This window comes from Rhodococcus sp. JCM 9793 (genome assembly GCF_055380405.1).
This window is the reverse complement of the sequence record NZ_AP043721.1, coordinates 4,406,438-4,424,334: the sequence shown is the minus strand read 5'-3', so window position 1 is coordinate 4,424,334 and position 17,897 is coordinate 4,406,438. Positions and strand designations below refer to the sequence as shown.

Genomic DNA, 17,897 nt, shown 5'->3' with positions numbered 1-17,897 from the left:
CACCGACGCGAGTGGAAGGATGACGGTGTGAGCACTGTGTACGACTGCAACCAACCGGATTCGCGTTCCGTAGGCCTGAATGCCGCCCGTGGTTCGCTCAAAGCGGGTCGTCTCGTCGTCGTCCCCACCGATACGCTGTACGGTCTCGCGGCAGACGCATTCGACAGCTCCGCGGTCGCGGCGCTGCTGCGCGCGAAGGGTCGCGGTCGCGATATGCCGGTCCCCGTCCTCGTGGGATCATGGACGACCATCGACGGGCTCGTGACCACGGTGCGTCCGGAAGCCCGCGAACTCATCCGGGCGTTCTGGCCGGGTGGATTGAGCATCGTGGTGCACGCTGCGCCGTCGCTCGCCTGGGATCTCGGCGACACTCGCGGAACCGTCATGCTCCGGATGCCGTTGCATCCCGTGATTCTCGAACTTCTCCGTGAGGTGGGGCCGCTCGCGGTCTCGAGTGCGAATGTCTCCGGGCAACCGCCCGCGACGACGGCCGCCGAGGCGCGGGAGCAACTCGGTGAGTCCGCATCCGTGTATCTGGACGGGGGCCCGGCCGAGCACGGGGTCGCCTCGACCATCGTCGACCTGACAGGTAGCCGACCGCGCATCATCCGTGAAGGCGCCGTATCCGCCGAAGCCATTGCGGAGGTGCTGGGCGACGACGCCGAGCGTCTGCGTACCGGCGGGGAGTGACGGTGGAGGACAGGAGTTCGTGACTTCAGTCGACTCAGCGGCCGTGGTGCTCGCCCAATCGGGGCAGGGTGCCGGAGTGCCGATCCGAGAGTTGCTTCTCGTTCTCCTCACCGCGGCGGTGGTGACGTTCCTTTCCACCGGACTCATCCGGATCCTCGCGACGAAATTCGGGGCTGTCGCGAAACCACGCGACCGCGACGTGCACGTGACGCCCACACCCCGGATGGGCGGCGTGGGGATCTATTTCGGTCTCGTCGTCGGAATCCTGTTCGCGCAGCAACTTCCTGCCCTGACAAGAGGTTTCGAATTCACCCCCGACATGGGGGCGACGCTGGTGGCTGCGACGATCATCGTTGTCGTCGGCATCATCGACGATCGATGGGGGCTCGACGCACTCACCAAATTCGTCGGGCAGGTCACGGCTGCCGGAGTGCTCGTCGTGATGGGCGTGAGTTGGATCGTCATCTACAACCCGTTCGACGGCTCCACTCTCGTACTCGACCAGCTGCAGGGTGGTCTCATCACGGTCGCGGTGGCCGCGGTCATGATCAACGCGATGAACTTCGTCGACGGTCTCGACGGCCTCGCGGCCGGACTGGGGCTGATCGCCGCAGTGGCGATCTGCATTTTTTCCGTGGGCCTGTTGCTCGACCAAGGCGGCGATGTCTCTGCCTATCCGCCGGCGTTGATCGCCGCCGCGCTCGCGGGGGCCTGTCTCGGATTTCTGCCGCACAATTTCCAACCCGCCCGGATCTTCATGGGCGACTCGGGATCGATGCTGATCGGGTTGATGCTCGCGGCGGTCTCGACCAGCGCGTCCGGCCGGATTCCTCTCAGCGCCTATGGTTCCCGCGATCTGCTCGGTTTGCTGTCGCCGCTGATCCTGGTGGGAGCGGTGACGTTCATCCCGATCCTCGACCTGCTGCTTGCGATCGTCCGTCGTACCCGCGCGGGTGTGAGTCCGTTCAGCCCGGACAAGATGCATCTGCACCACCGTCTGTTGCAGATCGGTCACTCCCACCGCAGGGTCGTGCTGCTGTTGTACTTGTGGGTCGGAGTTCTCGCGTTCGGTGCGGTCGGGTCGTCGCTGCTCGACCGGACGGCCGTCGTGCTCCTGACGGCAGGAGGGTTGGTGTTCGCTCTGGTCGTCACTGCGGTGCCGTCACTGCGTCATCAGGACGACGGCGGTGGCGGCCGAACCGGGCGTCGTAAACGCGTCCGTTAGGCTCGGTGATCGTGAGCTCTCCTGATCAGCACGGTTCCGATCCGATCCTGCCCGCACTGCCCGACTCGTCGGCCCCGATGCGCGCAGCGGTCCGCTACGGCGTGCTGGGTCTGCTCGCGCTCACCGTGATCGCGTCGGTGATCGGGTGGTTGGTCGCCGAGCTTCCCGGAGTGTGGGGAGCTCTCATCGGAGCAGCCGTCGGTGGGGGATTCATCCTGTTCACTGCGCTGGGAGTGCTTCTGACGGCGAAGCTTCCTGCGATCACCGCGGGTGCTGTCCTGCTCGGGACCTGGCTCCTCAAGCTCATTCTGGCGATCGTCGTGATGGCCCTGCTGAAGCCGCTCGACTTCTACAGCAAGGGCTCGCTGGTTCTCACGATCGTGTTCGCATTGATCATCGTCCTCGGGGCCGAGACCTATGGCGTGGTGTCACAGCGCGCGCTGTACGTCGAGCCGCGGTCGTCCGCCGCCGACGACCCCCCAGTAAACGACGCAGAGTAGTAGTTACGTGTGGCAATTACTTCCCTGGTAGTGCCCCACCTACGCACTGTCGTAGAACAGTTGATAGTGTGAGCATTACGCGAGTGGCACTGTGTGCACCTACTGGGTGAGCGCGAGCAGTTGTCACTTGGTAGGCGGTCGTGTTCAAATGGCCGCCGAGTCGACGAGAGTCGCCGACAACGGCAGAAGCAGAACCGAGTATCGCGGTTCGGAGCACTGGCGCACATGCGAGCCGACCTGGTCGACATGTTGGATCGTCAATGTCCGATCGAACCGCAGACGGCAATGCCTGCGGCCGACTACGGGAGAGAGCGCTGAGCGTCACCACCTTGGCAGCCGGAGAATTCCACGCGCCGTCACTAGCCGATTTTTTCCCACCGGCCGTCCTGTTCGAAGGTACCCCCTTCGAGATGGACAGGCTGATGATCATCCGCGTCGCCATGGCCGTGATCGTTGCGCTGTTCTTCGTGCTGGCCATGCGCAGCCCGAAGATCGTGCCTCGTGGCGTCCAGAATGTCGCCGAGATCATGCTCGACTTCGTTCGTATCCATATCGCCGAGGACATCCTCGGTAAGGAACAAGGACGCCGATTCCTTCCGGTTATCGTCACCATCTTCTTCTTGGTGGTCGGGATGAACCTGACATCGGTCATTCCGTTCCTCAACATTTCGTCGAATGCCCGTATCGGTATGCCGATCGTGCTCGCCGCGCTCGCCTACATCGTCTTCAACTACGTGGGCATCAAGAAGTACGGCTTCTTCCGCTACGTGAAGAGCAGCATCGTCATTCCGAACCTCCCCCCTGCGTTGCACGTGCTGGTGATTCCGATCGAGTTCGTCTCGACCTTCCTCCTGCGCCCGTTCACGCTGACCATTCGTCTCATGGCCAACATGCTGGCCGGCCATATCATGCTGGTGCTGTTCTTCAGCGCCACGCAGTTCTTCTTCTTCGATTCCGACGGAATCATGAAGGTGTTCGGTATCGGCTCGCTGATCGGCGGCATCGCGTTCACCTTCTTCGAGCTTCTCGTGATCGTTCTGCAGGCCTACATCTTCGCGCTGCTCACGGCGGTGTACATCGATCTGGCTCTGCACGCAGAAGAGCATTAGCTCGCAGACCAGCACGACCGACAGAAACACACAGACTGACTCGGTTGCCGACCCCCGGGGCCGAGCCACAAGAAAGGGAATGGAACACCAATGAGCGTTGCGCTTCAGGCAGTCGATGTCCTCGCACAGGAAGAGACCGTCTTCAGCGGTCTCGGTGCAGTCGGCTACGGCCTCGCCGCCATCGGCCCCGGCATCGGCATCGGCATCGTCGTCGGCAAAGCGATCGAGGGCATGGCCCGTCAGCCCGAGATGGCCGGACAGCTGCGCACCACGATGTTCCTCGGTATCGCATTCACCGAGGCCCTGGCCCTGATCGGCATCGTCGCCGGCTTCATCTTCTGATTCGACGACAACCATGGCTGACAGCATCCTGATTCTCGCGGCAGAGGAAGGGGCGACTCCAAATCCCCTCCTGCCCGCGACGTACGACATCGTCTGGTCGCTGGTCGCCCTGATCGTCGTCGGTTTCGTCTTCTGGAAGTACGTACTTCCGATGTTCCAGAAGGTGCTCGACGAGCGTTCGGAGCTGATCGAAGGCGGCATCAAGAAGGCGGAAGAAGCCCAGGCAGAGGCGAAGGAGGCGCTCGAGCAGTACCGCGCTCAGCTCGCCGAAGCCCGCACCGAGGCTGCACAGATCCGCGAGGAGGCCCGCACCCAGGGCCAGCAGATCATCGCCGATATGAAGGTTCAGGCACAGGAGGAGAGCGACCGTATCGTCGCTGCGGGTCACAACCAGCTGCAGGCCCAGCGCCAGCAGATCGTGGCCGAACTCCGGAGCGACCTCGGTCGCAGCTCGGTGGATCTCGCCGAGAAGATCATCGGTGAGTCTCTCGCCGACGACGTCAAGCGTGCCGGATCGATCGATCGGTTCCTCAACGAACTCGACTCCCTCAGCGCTGACTCTGCATCCGGAAAGTGAGCACAATGTACGCAGCAAGCCGTGAGGCACTCGCTCATACGCGGTCCGCACTGCAGTCCGCTCTGGGCTCGGGTGCCGAGACTGCCGCTGCGGCTCAGGCCGGCTCGGAACTGCTCTCGGTGGTCGAGGCGCTCGACAGCCAGCGAACCCTTCGCGGTGCGCTGGCCGACGCCTCGGCCCCCGCGGCCGTTCGCGAGACGTTGGCCGAGCAGGTCTTCGGGAGCAAGGTTTCGACCCCAGCTCTCGCGACCGTGAAAGCCGCGGTTGGCCAGGACTGGTCGGCGCAATCCGACCTGACCAACTCGCTCGTGCAGCTCGGTCGTGAGTCCCTGCTCAAGGCAGCAGCGAACCAGGACCAGCTCGACACCGTCGAGGACGAGCTCTTCCGACTCGGCCGCATCGTTTCGGGAAACGGCGAACTCGAGCAGGCGCTTTCCGACAGGAACACGTCGGTGGAGGCCAAGCGCGAGCTTCTCTCGCGATTGCTCTACGGCAAGTCGACGGCAATCACGTCGACTCTCGCTGTGCACGCGGTGGGTCGCCTGAAGGCGTCCCCGGCCGACACGTTCGACGAGCTGTCGGCACTTGCCGCAACGCAGCGCGACCGGGCCGTGGCCCATGTGCGCAGCGCGGCCGCTCTCAACGAAGAGCAGTCGAGCCGGCTTGCCGCGACGCTGACCCGCGTCTACGGGAAGCCTGTGACGGTGCACGTCGAGGTCGATCCCGAGCTTCTCAGTGGATTGGTCGTCCGGGTGGGCGACGAGGTCATCGACGGCACGGCAGCGGGGCGACTCGCAGCAGTGCGTAAGAGCCTCACGTAGTCCACTTCCGAACACACACATAGATCTTTTCGAAGACCAGATACCGAGAGCAGGAAGAACATGGCGGAGCTGACGATCTCCTCCGACGAGATCCGTAGCGCGATTGACAATTACACCGCGAGCTACTCCCCGGAGGCCTCCCGCGAGGAGGTCGGCGTCGTCGTCGATACCAGTGACGGAATCGCGCACATCAGCGGTCTGCCGTCGGCGATGGCCAACGAGTTGCTGGAGTTCCCCGGCGGTGTGCTGGGCGTGGCCCTCAACCTCGAGGCAACCGAAATCGGTGCCGTGATCCTTGGTGACTACCAGGGCATCGCGGAGGGCCAGGAAGTCAAGCGGACCGGCGACGTTCTGTCGGTGCCGGTGAGCGACAACTTCCTCGGACGCGTCGTGAACCCGCTCGGTCAGCCGATCGACGGACTCGGCGACATCGAAGCCGACGAGACCCGCGCCCTCGAGCTGCAGGCCGCGTCCGTGCTGGAGCGCCAGCCCGTCGAGGAGCCGCTCCAGACCGGCATCAAGGCCATCGACGCGATGACCCCGATCGGCCGCGGACAGCGTCAGCTCGTCATCGGCGACCGCAAGACGGGCAAGACCGCCGTCTGCATCGACGCGATCCTGAACCAGAAGGCGAACTGGGAGTCGGGCGACCCGAAGCAGCAGGTCCGCTGCATCTACGTCGCAATCGGCCAGAAGGGTTCGACCATCGCGGGCGTCAAGCAGGCCCTCGAGGAGAACGGCGCGATGGAGTACACCACCATCGTCGCAGCTCCGGCCTCCGACTCCGCCGGCTTCAAGTGGCTCGCCCCCTACACCGGCTCGGCTCTCGGCCAGCACTGGATGTACCAGGGCAAGCACGTCCTGGTGGTGTTCGACGACCTCACCAAGCAGGCCGAGGCATACCGTGCCATCTCCCTGCTGCTGCGTCGCCCGCCGGGACGTGAGGCATACCCCGGCGACGTCTTCTACCTGCACTCGCGTCTGCTCGAACGCTCCGCCAAGCTGTCCGACGAACTCGGCGGCGGTTCGCTGACGGCTCTGCCGATCATCGAGACCAAGGCGAACGACGTCTCCGCATACATCCCGACCAACGTCATCTCCATCACCGACGGCCAGGTCTTCCTCGAGTCCGACCTCTTCAACAAGGGTGTCCGTCCGGCGATCAACGTCGGTATCTCGGTCTCCCGTGTCGGTGGTGCCGCACAGACCAAGGGCATGAAGAAGGTCTCCGGCTCTCTGCGTCTCGAGCTCGCGCAGTTCCGCGAACTCGAAGGCTTCGCAGCCTTCGCATCCGACCTCGACGCTGCCTCCAAGGCCCAGCTCGAGCGCGGCCAGCGTCTGGTCGAGCTGCTCAAGCAGGACCAGTACTCGCCGATCGCCGTCGAGGACCAGATCGTGTCGATCTACCTCGCCGGTGAAGGTGTCTTCGACTCCGTCCCGGTGGGCGACATCCGTCGCTTCGAGGCAGAGCTTCTCGAGGACCTGCACCGGAACGCTGCAGGCGCTTACGAGCAGATCTCCGGTGGCAAGGCGCTGACCGACGAGTCCGCCGATGCCTTCAAGGCCGCAACCGACAAGTTCAAGGAAGGCTTCATCGCCTCCGACGGCAGCCGCGTCGTGAACGACCCTGAGGCCGAGACTCTCGGAGCCGACGAGGTCGAGCAGGAGCAGGTCTCCGTCAAGCGCACCTCCGTTCGCAAGTGAGTGTGGAGACCATGACCCAGCGTCCAGTGAAGGGAGTGTGATCGACGAATGGCGAACTTGCGTGAGCTCCGCTCGCGGATCAAGTCGGTCAACTCGACCAAGAAGATCACCAAGGCGCAGGAACTGATCGCGACGTCGCGCATCACGAAGGCCCAGGCCCGAGTGGCAGCATCCAAGCCGTACGCCGAGGAGATCACCAAGGTCCTCTCGGAACTGGCGAGCGCGTCTGCGTCGTTGGATCACCCCCTGCTCAACGAGCGCGAGAACCCGAAGCGTGCCGCAGTGCTGGTCGTGACCAGCGACCGCGGTATGGCCGGTGGTTACAACTCCAACGTCCTCAAGGAGGCGGAGGAGCTTCGCCAGCTGCTGATCAGCGAGGGCAAAGAGCCCGTGCTGTACGTGCTGGGCGGTAAAGGTCTGGCGTTCTACACGTTCCGCGAACGTGCGGTCGCGGGTGCGTGGACCGGGTTCTCGCAGGAGCCCCGGTACACCGATGCCGCGAAGGCAAGCCGGCACCTGGTCGAGCTGTTCATGGCCGGGTCCGGTTCCGAGGTTCCCGCTCCCAACGGAGAAGGCACCATCGAGGGCGTCGACGAGCTCCACATCGTCTACACCCGGTTCGTGTCCATGCTGACCCAGACCCCCGAGGTGCGTCGCATGGCGCCTCTCGAGGTGAGCGTCACCGAGGACGAGATCGAACTGGGCGAAGACATGCTCAGCGACGGTCATCGGGGTTCCGGACCTCAGCCCGACTACAACTTCGAGCCCGAAGCCGGAACGCTCCTTGCCGCGCTTCTGCCGAAGTACATCAGCACGCGAATCTTCGCGTCGCTGTTGGACGCGGCAGCCTCCGAGTCGGCTGCCCGTCGTACCGCGATGAAGGCTGCAACCGATAACGCCACGGAACTGGTGAACACCCTCAGCCGTCAGGCGAACCAGGCCCGCCAGGCCCAGATCACCCAGGAAATCAGCGAGATCGTCGGCGGTGCCGGTGCGCTCGCCTCGAGTGCAGGAAGTGACTGAACCACAATGACCGCAGCAGTTACCGACAACAACGCCGGTGCGGCGTCGGCCCTGGCCGGGCGCGTCGTCCGCGTCATCGGCGCCGTCGTCGACGTGGAATTCCCGCGTGGCGCCGTACCCGCCCTCTTCAACGCCCTGACGTCCGAGGTCGCCCTCCCGTCGGTGGCCAAGACGCTGACCCTCGAGGTTGCGCAGCACCTCGGCGACAACCTGGTGCGCACCATCTCGATGCAGCCCACCGACGGGCTCACCCGTGGTGCCGCAGTCTTCGATTCGGGCAAGCCGATCTCGGTTCCCGTCGGTGATGTCGTCAAGGGCCACGTGTTCAACGCCCTCGGCGATTGCCTCGACACCCCGGGCCTCGGTCGCGATGGCGAGCAGTGGGGCATCCACCGCAAGCCCCCGGCCTTCGATCAGCTCGAGGGCAAGACCGAGATCCTCGAGACCGGCATCAAGGTCATCGACCTGCTGACCCCGTACGTCAAGGGCGGCAAGATCGGTCTGTTCGGTGGTGCCGGTGTCGGCAAGACCGTTCTGATCCAGGAGATGATCACCCGTATCGCGCGTGAGTTCTCCGGTACGTCGGTGTTCGCCGGCGTCGGTGAGCGCACCCGTGAGGGCACCGACCTTCACCTCGAGATGGAAGAGATGGGCGTCCTCCAGGACACCGCCCTTGTCTTCGGCCAGATGGACGAGCCGCCGGGAACGCGTATGCGCGTCGCTCTGTCCGCACTGACCATGGCGGAGTACTTCCGCGATGTTCAGGGCCAGGACGTCCTGCTGTTCATCGACAACATCTTCCGTTTCACCCAGGCCGGTTCCGAGGTGTCGACCCTTCTCGGTCGTATGCCTTCCGCCGTGGGTTACCAGCCGACGCTGGCGGACGAGATGGGTGAGCTCCAGGAGCGCATCACCTCGACCCGTGGACGCTCGATCACCTCGCTGCAGGCGATCTACGTCCCCGCCGACGACTACACCGACCCGGCGCCCGCGACCACGTTCGCGCACCTCGATGCGACCACCGAGCTCTCGCGTCCGATTTCGCAGATGGGTATCTACCCCGCTGTGGACCCGCTGACGTCGACCTCGCGCATCCTGGAGCCGGGCATCGTCGGTGCGGATCACTTCCGGGTCGCCAACGAGGTCAAGCGGATCCTGCAGAAGTACAAGGAACTGCAGGACATCATCGCCATCCTCGGTATGGACGAGCTCTCCGAAGAAGACAAGGTCACGGTCAACCGTGCACGTCGTCTTCAGAAGTTCCTCGGCCAGAACTTCATCGTCGCCGAGAAGTTCACCGGTCAGCCGGGCTCCGTCGTGCCGCTGGCCGACACCATCGAGGCATTCGACCGCGTCTGCAAGGGCGAGTTCGATCATCTGCCCGAGCAGGCGTTCAACAGCTGCGGTGGACTCGACGACGTCGAGGCCGCAGCCAAGAAGATCGCCGGGAAGTAGGCCGCTATGGCTGAAATGACCGTGGACGTCGTCGCTGTCGAGGAGCGCCTGTGGTCCGGCGCGGCGACGCTGGTCACCGCACAGACCACCGAAGGTGAGATCGGCGTCATGGCCGGTCACGAACCGGTTCTCGGCCAGCTCGTCGAGGGTGGCGTCGTGTCCGTCAAGACTGCGAACGGCGAGCGCATCGTCCTCGCGGTGCACGGTGGGTTCCTCTCGGTGACCGCGACGACCGTGACCGTGCTTGCGGAGTCCGCCGATCTCGTGGACTCGATCGACGTCGAGGCAGCCAAGGCGGTTCTGGCCGAGAGCCAGGACGAAGCCGAGATCGCGGTGGCCAAGGGCCGCCTGCGGGCCGTCGAGCGAGCCTGAGTCAGGCAACGGGAAAGCCGCGACGGAGCCGACGAGCAGTGTCAGTAGGAATGATCGTTCTCATTTTCCTGGTGGTGCTGCTCGCGGCCTCCGTCGCGGCTTTCCTCTTCCGTTTCACCAAACTTCGCGGCGGTGGCACCGCCGCCATCCTGCGGGTCATGCCTCGCGCCGTTGGTTCCGGTTGGAGACACGGCATCATCCGCTACGGCGACAACACGCTCGTCTTCTACAAACTGTCGAGCATCAAACCTGGCCCGGACTCACGAATGAGTCGTCAGGGCATCGATGTGCGATCCCGTCGCGCGCCGGCGGGTAGCGAATTCGACATCATGACCGACGACATCGTCATTCTCGAGATCGCCGACAACGGCAGCACCTACGAAGTGGCACTCGACAGCGGCGCACGCACAGCGTTCCTGTCCTGGCTCGAATCCAGGCCTGACGAACGTTCGCAGCGCCGCCGCCTCGGGTGATCCGACCTCTTATGCGCCGGCGCCGGGCTTCCAGAGGATGTCGCCGTCCGGGTTCGTGACACGGCTGAGGATGAACAGCAGATCCGACAACCGATTGAGGTACTTCGCAGGAAGAACGTTCGTGTCGTCGGGCGCAACCTCGACGGCCGCCCAGGCGGAGCGCTCCGCACGGCGAGCAACGGTGCGGGCCGTGTGCAGAAGCGCCGCGGCCGCAGTTCCGCCGGGCAGGATGAACGAATTGAGCGGCTCGAGCTCTTCATTGAATTCGTCGCACCAGCGTTCGAGCCGGTCGATGTACTCCTGTGTGATCCGCAGCGGCGGGTATTTGGGGTTCTCGACAACCGGAGTGGACAGGTCGGCTCCTGCGTCGAACAGATCATTCTGAATCTGCTGGATCACGGGGATCACACGGTCGGGAACCGACCCCAGCGCGAGCGCGACACCGAGCGCAGCATTCGTCTCGTCGCAGTCGGCGTACGCGACCAGCCGGGCATCGTTCTTCGACACTCGGGAAAAGTCGCTGAGGCCCGTAGTTCCGTCGTCGCCGGTGCGGGTATAGATCCTTGTGAGGTGGACAGCCATGGCCGCCACGGTACCGGCTCCGATGTTCTCCGAGAGACCTGGTTACGCTGTGTCGTTGTGAGTGAACGCTTTCTTGTGACCGGCGGTAGCCGGCTGGTCGGTGACGTCTCTGTCGGCGGTGCCAAGAACAGTGTGCTCAAACTGATGGCAGCGGCCCTCCTGGCCGAGGGCACCAGCACGATCACGAACTGCCCCGACATCCTCGACGTCCCGCTGATGGCAGAGGTGCTGCGCGGACTCGGCTGCGAGGTCGTGCTCGAGGGCGACGAAGTGAGCATCACGACGCCTGCGCAACCCGAGTACCACGCTGATTTTGCTGCGGTACGGCAGTTCCGTGCGTCCGTGTGTGTCCTCGGTCCGTTGGTCGCGCGCTGTAGGCGCGCGGTCGTCGCGCTTCCCGGTGGGGACGCGATCGGTTCCCGTCCCCTCGACATGCACCAGACCGGACTTCGGCTACTCGGGGCACACAGCACGATCGAGCACGGATGTGTGGTGGCCGAGGCCGACGATCTGCACGGCGCTGCGATCCGGTTGGCGTTCCCGTCGGTAGGCGCGACCGAGAACATCCTGATGGCCGCCGTTCTGGCCAAGGGTGAGACCACGATCGACAACGCGGCCCGTGAACCCGAGATCGTGGATCTGTGCAACATGCTCGTGCAGATGGGCGCACGAATCACCGGTGCCGGAAGCACGACCCTGCATATCGTCGGAGTGTCGTCACTCGAGCCCGCGACGCACCGATGCATCGGAGACCGCATCGTTGCGGCGACCTGGGGGATCGCCGCCGTGATGACCCGGGGCAACCTGATGGTCCGTGGAGTGAACCCGAAGCACCTCGCATTGGTACTCGAGAAGCTCCGCGGTGCCGGCGCCGAGGTGACGCCGCACGCCGACGGATTCCACGTGGTTCAGGAAGACCGGCCTCGCGCGGTCAACTTTGCGACCCTGCCGTACCCCGGGTTCCCGACCGACCTTCAGCCCATGGCGATCGGACTTGCCGCCGTCGCCGATGGAACATCGATGATCACCGAGAACGTCTTCGAAGCACGTTTCAGATTCGTCGAGGAAATGATCCGACTGGGTGCAGACGCACGCACCGACGGACACCACGCAGTGGTGCGGGGTGTCGAAGAGTTGTCGAGCGCCCCGGTGTGGGCATCCGATATCCGTGCTGGTGCAGGGCTCGTGCTTGCTGGTCTGTGTGCCGACGGGGTGACAGAGGTCCACGACGTCTACCACATCGATCGCGGATACCCGAGGTTCGTGGAGAACTTGACCGAGCTCGGCGGGACCATCGAGCGAGTCGGCAGCGAAGACTGATCTACCGCGACCCCGACGTCGACGACGTCGCGGCGACACAGCGGTTCCTGGGCCTACTTCGAGTCGAGGTGTGCTCCGTTCCGGAGTTGTCGCCGGCTCTTCTCGGGCTCTGATTTGCTTCGCCGAATGCGTCGACCGTCGAAACCCTTTGCTGTAGCGAGCAATTCCCTTGGTCGGCGCTTCTCCAGGGGCGCGTGCAGACCAGCTGTGCTGCGCGTCACGAATGATGATTTTGCGGTGATCCGTCAGGTTTCGCAGGCGTGACCTGCGGGAACGTTGCAGGAAAAGCGTCCGACCTGCGGGTTTGGCAGTCTGTTCACAGTCGCGTAACTTAATCCAGGTCAGAGCGACACGGACACCGACCCGGACCGCAAGGTCAGGGACACGAGGTTGGACGAAGGCGCCTGAAAGTTTCACGGCCGTCAATCTTCTGGTAAGGTTGGAAGCCGCACCACTTCCCAAAGTGGTTGCGATACCGAACAAGTAACCCCCGAGAAAGCGGACAATGGTCCGGGATCGACGGTGTGTGCGTGTTCTTTGAGAACTCAACAGTGTGCCGATGAATGTCAGTGCCAATATTATTTGGTGCGACCAACCGATTTTGTCGGTGGTCGATTGCTGATCATCACATTCTTCCGTCTGTGGTGGTCAGTGTTTTGCTAGTTTGAGTTTGAATGCTAGTGATTTGGCTCTTTTGTCTATGACCGATTAGCTCTTCGGAGTGAAATCAAGAGTCTTTTACGGAGAGTTTGATCCTGGCTCAGGACGAACGCTGGCGGCGTGCTTAACACATGCAAGTCGAACGATGATGCCCAGCTTGCTGGGTGGATTAGTGGCGAACGGGTGAGTAACACGTGGGTGATCTGCCCTGCACTTCGGGATAAGCCCGGGAAACTGGGTCTAATACCGGATACGACCACGGGATGCATGTCCTGTGGTGGAAAGGTTTACTGGTGCAGGATGAGCCCGCGGCCTATCAGCTTGTTGGTGGGGTAATGGCCTACCAAGGCGACGACGGGTAGCCGGCCTGAGAGGGCGACCGGCCACACTGGGACTGAGACACGGCCCAGACTCCTACGGGAGGCAGCAGTGGGGAATATTGCACAATGGGCGAAAGCCTGATGCAGCGACGCCGCGTGAGGGATGAAGGCCTTCGGGTTGTAAACCTCTTTCAGCAGGGACGAAGCGCAAGTGACTGTACCTGCAGAAGAAGCACCGGCTAACTACGTGCCAGCAGCCGCGGTAATACGTAGGGTGCGAGCGTTGTCCGGAATTACTGGGCGTAAAGAGTTCGTAGGCGGTTTGTCGCGTCGTGTGTGAAATCCCGCAGCTCAACTGCGGGCTTGCAGGCGATACGGGCAAACTTGAGTACTGCAGGGGAGACTGGAATTCCTGGTGTAGCGGTGAAATGCGCAGATATCAGGAGGAACACCGGTGGCGAAGGCGGGTCTCTGGGCAGTAACTGACGCTGAGGAACGAAAGCGTGGGTAGCGAACAGGATTAGATACCCTGGTAGTCCACGCCGTAAACGGTGGGCGCTAGGTGTGGGTTTCCTTCCACGGGATCCGTGCCGTAGCTAACGCATTAAGCGCCCCGCCTGGGGAGTACGGCCGCAAGGCTAAAACTCAAAGGAATTGACGGGGGCCCGCACAAGCGGCGGAGCATGTGGATTAATTCGATGCAACGCGAAGAACCTTACCTGGGTTTGACATATACCGGACGACTGCAGAGATGTGGTTTCCCTTGTGGTCGGTATACAGGTGGTGCATGGCTGTCGTCAGCTCGTGTCGTGAGATGTTGGGTTAAGTCCCGCAACGAGCGCAACCCTTGTCTTATGTTGCCAGCACGTAATGGTGGGGACTCGTAAGAGACTGCCGGGGTCAACTCGGAGGAAGGTGGGGACGACGTCAAGTCATCATGCCCCTTATGTCCAGGGCTTCACACATGCTACAATGGTCGGTACAGAGGGCTGCGATACCGTGAGGTGGAGCGAATCCCTTAAAGCCGGTCTCAGTTCGGATCGGGGTCTGCAACTCGACCCCGTGAAGTCGGAGTCGCTAGTAATCGCAGATCAGCAACGCTGCGGTGAATACGTTCCCGGGCCTTGTACACACCGCCCGTCACGTCATGAAAGTCGGTAACACCCGAAGCCGGTGGCCTAACCCTTGTGGAGGGAGCCGTCGAAGGTGGGATCGGCGATTGGGACGAAGTCGTAACAAGGTAGCCGTACCGGAAGGTGCGGCTGGATCACCTCCTTTCTAAGGAGCAACTTCCTGTCTCGGATCGACACGTTGGTGTCGGGGGAGCAGGCAGAGCCATTTCGGATTCATATGTAATCCGGTGGTGCTCATGGGTGGAACGCTGACAAGTATCACTGCAGTAGAAGCGGGCTCAGTCTTGTTTCGTGGTGGTTATATCGGTGCGCTGTTGGGTCCTGAGAGAACACGTTGTTCGTGTTTGATCAGCGACGATGATCTACGAAAGTTCTTCGCTTGTGGGCGGGTTCCGGTAGGGGTTGTTGTGTGTTGTTTGAGAACTGCACAGTGGACGCGAGCATCTTTGTTGTAAGTGTTTATGAGCGTACGGTGGATGTCTTGGCACCAGGAGCCGATGAAGGACGTGGGAGGCTGCGATATGCCTCGGGGAGCTGTCAACCGAGCTGTGATCCGAGGATTTCCGAATGGGGAAACCCAGCACGAGTGATGTCGTGTTACCCGCCGGTGAATATATAGCCGGTGTGGAGGGAACGTGGGGAAGTGAAACATCTCAGTACCCACAGGAAGAGAAAACAACATGTGATTCCGTCAGTAGTGGCGAGCGAACGCGGAAGAGGCTAAACCATGGGTGTGTGATACCTGGCAGGGGTTGCACTTGTGGGGTTGTGGGGTTCATTGTGTCGGCGCTGCTGAGCCGGCCAACAGTAAGAAATCATCGTGTTAGTCGAAGTGGTCTGGAACGGCCTGTCGTAGAGGGTGAGAGTCCCGTAGACGAAAACATGGTGACTGTTGATGTGAATACCCAAGTAGCACCGGGCCCGTGAAATCCGGTGTGAATCTGTCGGGACCACCCGATAAGCCTGAATACTCCCTGGTGACCGATAGCGGACAAGTACCGTGAGGGAAAGATGAAAAGTACCCCGGGAGGGGAGTGAAATAGTACCTGAAACCGTGCGCTTACAATCCGTCAAAGCCGTCGAGCAGTTTGGTCTGCTGGTGGTGATGGCGTGCCTTTTGAAGAATGAGCCTGCGAGTTAGCGGCATGTCGCGAGGTTAACCCGTGTGGGGTAGCCGTAGCGAAAGCGAGTCCGAATAGGGCGTTGCAGTGGCATGTTCTAGACCCGAAGCGGAGTGATCTACCCATGGCCAGGGTGAAGCGACGGTAAGACGTCGTGGAGGCCCGAACCCACTTAGGTTGAAAACTGAGGGGATGAGTTGTGGGTAGGGGTGAAAGGCCAATCAAACTCCGTGATAGCTGGTTCTCCCCGAAATGCATTTAGGTGCAGCGTCGCGTGTTTCACTCTGGAGGTAGAGCTACTGGATGGCCGATGGGCCCTACAAGGTTACTGACGTCAGCCAAACTCCGAATGCCAGGGTGTGAGAGCGCGGCAGTGAGACTGCGGGGGATAAGCTTCGTAGTCGAGAGGGAAACAGCCCAGATCGCCGGCTAAGGCCCCTAAGCGTGTACTAAGTGGAAAAGGATGTGGGATCGCTGAGACAACCAGGAGGTTGGCTTAGAAGCAGCCACCCTTGAAAGAGTGCGTAATAGCTCACTGGTCAAGTGGTCCTGCGCCGACAATGTAGCGGGGCTCAAGTACACCGCCGAAGCCGCGGCATTCGCATAACACACGCATTGTCCTGCGGGATGGTGTGCAGTGGTGTGGATGGGTAGGGGAGCGTCGTGTGGCCGTGGAAGCAGCAGTGTGAACTAGTTGTGGAGGCCACGCGAGTGAGAATGCAGGCATGAGTAGCGAAAGACGAGTGAGAAACTCGTCCGCCGAATGACCAAGGGTTCCTGGGCCAGGTTAATCCGCCCAGGGTGAGTCGGGACCTAAGGCGAGGCCGACAGGCGTAGTCGATGGACAACGGGTTGATATTCCCGTACCCGTGTGAACGCGCCCATGATGAATCACCGGTACTAACTGTCCTGAAGCAGGTCTGTTCCCTTCGGGGGATGGGGTTGTGGATGCATGGGACCTTCGGTGGTAGTAGTCAAGCGATGGGGTGACGCAGGAAGGTAGCTGGGCCGGCTGGTGGAGTAGCCGGTGTAAGCCTGTAGGGCGAGTGGTAGGCAAATCCGCCACTTGTGAAGCCTGAGAGGTGATGCGTAGCCGTTGTGGTGAATTCAGTGATCCTATGCTGCCGAGAAAAGCCTCTAGCGAGCTTTCACATGGCCCGTACCCCAAACCGACACAGGTGGTCAGGTAGAGAATACTAAGGCGATCGAGATAACTGTGGTTAAGGAACTCGGCAAAATGCCCCCGTAACTTCGGGAGAAGGGGGACCTTGTCTGGTGATGAGTCTTGCACTCTGAGCTGGGTGGGGTCGCAGAGACCAGAGAGAAGCGACTGTTTACTAAAAACACAGGTCCGTGCGAAGTCGTAAGACGATGTATACGGACTGACGCCTGCCCGGTGCTGGAAGGTTAAGAGGACCGGTTAGCTGCACTTGTGTGGCGAAGCTGAGAATTTAAGCCCCAGTAAACGGCGGTGGTAACTATAACCATCCTAAGGTAGCGAAATTCCTTGTCGGGTAAGTTCCGACCTGCACGAATGGCGTAACGACTTCTCTGCTGTCTCGACCACAGACTCGGCGAAATTGCATTACGAGTAAAGATGCTCGTTACGCGCGGCAGGACGAAAAGACCCCGGGACCTTCACTATAGCTTGGTATTGGTGTTCGGTTCGGTTTGTGTAGGATAGGTGGGAGACTGTGAAGCGGGCACGCCAGTGTTTGTGGAGTCGTTGTTGAAATACCACTCTGATCGTATTGGATGTCTAACCTCGGACCCTGATCGGGTTCAGGGACAGTGCCTGGTGGGTAGTTTAACTGGGGCGGTTGCCTCCTAAAATGTAACGGAGGCGCCCAAAGGTTCCCTCAGCCTGGTTGGCAATCAGGTGTTGAGTGTAAGTGCACAAGGGAGCTTGACTGTGAGACTGACAGGTCGAGCAGGGACGAAAGTCGGGACTAGTGATCCGGCACCGGCATGTGGAAGCGGTGTCGCTCAACGGATAAAAGGTACCCCGGGGATAACAGGCTGATCTTCCCCAAGAGTCCATATCGACGGGATGGTTTGGCACCTCGATGTCGGCTCGTCGCATCCTGGGGCTGGAGTAGGTCCCAAGGGTTGGGCTGTTCGCCCATTAAAGCGGCACGCGAGCTGGGTTTAGAACGTCGTGAGACAGTTCGGTCTCTATCCGCCGCGCGCGTAAGAAACTTGAGGAAGGCTGTCCCTAGTACGAGAGGACCGGGACGGACGAACCTCTGGTGTGCCAGTTGTCCCGCCAGGGGCATGGCTGGTTGGCTACGTTCGGAAGGGATAACCGCTGAAAGCATCTAAGCGGGAAGCCTGTTCCAAGATGAGGTTTCTCACCCCCTTTGTGGGGGTAAGGCCCCCGGCAGACCACCGGGTTGATAGGCCGGATCTGGAAGCACAGTAATGTGTGGAGGTGACTGGTACTAATAGGCCGAGGACTTACCATGAAGGT

14 protein-coding genes and 2 rRNA genes are annotated in these 17,897 nt (G+C 61.7%); 15 read left to right on the top strand and 1 reads right to left on the bottom strand.

Features of this window, described 5'->3' with window-relative positions; translation table 11 throughout:
- Positions 1 to 27 precede the first annotated feature (27 nt).
- From ACZ46K_RS22565 to ACZ46K_RS22510, 12 genes are all read left to right on the top strand, one after another.
- Positions 28 to 690 (top strand): L-threonylcarbamoyladenylate synthase, encoded by a 663-nt coding sequence (locus tag ACZ46K_RS22565; RefSeq protein WP_054806066.1) that lies wholly within the window; start codon positions 28 to 30, stop codon positions 688 to 690.
- Positions 691 to 709: 19 nt separating this feature from the next.
- Complete coding sequence (locus tag ACZ46K_RS22560; RefSeq protein WP_054806061.1) at positions 710 to 1,915, top strand: MraY family glycosyltransferase; 1,206 nt, start codon at positions 710 to 712, stop codon at positions 1,913 to 1,915.
- Between the two features lie 77 nt (positions 1,916 to 1,992).
- Entirely contained in the window at positions 1,993 to 2,415 is a 423-nt protein-coding gene (locus ACZ46K_RS22555; RefSeq protein ID WP_464749443.1) for a hypothetical protein, read from the top strand.
- Positions 2,416 to 2,675: 260 nt separating this feature from the next.
- Positions 2,676 to 3,524, top strand: coding sequence for a F0F1 ATP synthase subunit A (atpB, locus tag ACZ46K_RS22550; protein WP_464744880.1), 849 nt, complete (start codon positions 2,676 to 2,678; stop codon positions 3,522 to 3,524).
- Positions 3,525 to 3,614: 90 nt separating this feature from the next.
- Positions 3,615 to 3,866, top strand: a complete 252-nt coding sequence (locus tag ACZ46K_RS22545) for an ATP synthase F0 subunit C (RefSeq protein ID WP_054806060.1) — start codon at positions 3,615 to 3,617, stop codon at positions 3,864 to 3,866.
- Between the two features lie 13 nt (positions 3,867 to 3,879).
- Positions 3,880 to 4,443, top strand: coding sequence for a F0F1 ATP synthase subunit B (locus ACZ46K_RS22540; RefSeq protein WP_464744878.1), 564 nt, complete (start codon positions 3,880 to 3,882; stop codon positions 4,441 to 4,443).
- 5 nt (positions 4,444 to 4,448) lie between these two features.
- Positions 4,449 to 5,264 (top strand): F0F1 ATP synthase subunit delta, encoded by an 816-nt coding sequence (locus ACZ46K_RS22535; protein WP_054810034.1) that lies wholly within the window; start codon positions 4,449 to 4,451, stop codon positions 5,262 to 5,264.
- A 60-nt stretch (positions 5,265 to 5,324) separates the two neighbouring features.
- A complete protein-coding gene (gene atpA, locus ACZ46K_RS22530; RefSeq protein ID WP_464744876.1) occupies positions 5,325 to 6,968 on the top strand; it encodes a F0F1 ATP synthase subunit alpha in 1,644 nt (547 codons plus the stop codon).
- Positions 6,969 to 7,016: 48 nt separating this feature from the next.
- Positions 7,017 to 7,991: a F0F1 ATP synthase subunit gamma gene (locus ACZ46K_RS22525; protein WP_464744874.1), complete on the top strand. Its 975-nt coding sequence runs from the start codon at positions 7,017 to 7,019 to the stop codon at positions 7,989 to 7,991.
- A gap of 6 nt (positions 7,992 to 7,997) precedes the next feature.
- Positions 7,998 to 9,446 (top strand): F0F1 ATP synthase subunit beta, encoded by a 1,449-nt coding sequence (gene atpD / locus ACZ46K_RS22520; RefSeq protein ID WP_054810032.1) that lies wholly within the window; start codon positions 7,998 to 8,000, stop codon positions 9,444 to 9,446.
- A gap of 6 nt (positions 9,447 to 9,452) precedes the next feature.
- Complete coding sequence (locus ACZ46K_RS22515) at positions 9,453 to 9,818, top strand: F0F1 ATP synthase subunit epsilon (protein ID WP_054806059.1); 366 nt, start codon at positions 9,453 to 9,455, stop codon at positions 9,816 to 9,818.
- 50 nt (positions 9,819 to 9,868) lie between these two features.
- On the top strand, positions 9,869 to 10,291 hold the full coding sequence (locus ACZ46K_RS22510; RefSeq protein ID WP_464744872.1) for a DUF2550 domain-containing protein: 423 nt from the start codon (positions 9,869 to 9,871) through the stop codon (positions 10,289 to 10,291).
- Between the two features lie 9 nt (positions 10,292 to 10,300).
- Here the strand turns inward: ACZ46K_RS22510 and ACZ46K_RS22505 are convergent, their stop codons facing one another.
- Entirely contained in the window at positions 10,301 to 10,873 is a 573-nt protein-coding gene (locus ACZ46K_RS22505; protein ID WP_054806058.1) for a cob(I)yrinic acid a,c-diamide adenosyltransferase, read from the bottom strand.
- Positions 10,874 to 10,930: 57 nt separating this feature from the next.
- Here ACZ46K_RS22505 and murA point away from each other — a divergent pair, with 57 nt between their 5' ends.
- The 3 genes from murA to ACZ46K_RS22490 all read left to right on the top strand — a co-directional run bounded on the left by murA (position 10,931) and on the right by ACZ46K_RS22490 (position 17,892).
- The gene (gene murA / locus ACZ46K_RS22500; protein ID WP_054806057.1) at positions 10,931 to 12,193 is read left to right on the top strand and encodes a UDP-N-acetylglucosamine 1-carboxyvinyltransferase; all 1,263 of its coding nucleotides are present in this window, start codon (positions 10,931 to 10,933) and stop codon (positions 12,191 to 12,193) included.
- Positions 12,194 to 12,930: 737 nt separating this feature from the next.
- Positions 12,931 to 14,451 (top strand): 16S ribosomal RNA (locus ACZ46K_RS22495).
- 304 nt (positions 14,452 to 14,755) lie between these two features.
- A 23S ribosomal RNA gene (locus ACZ46K_RS22490) occupies positions 14,756 to 17,892 on the top strand.
- Together the 16S and 23S rRNA genes form the textbook arrangement of a ribosomal RNA operon.
- Positions 17,893 to 17,897: the final 5 nt, after the last annotated feature.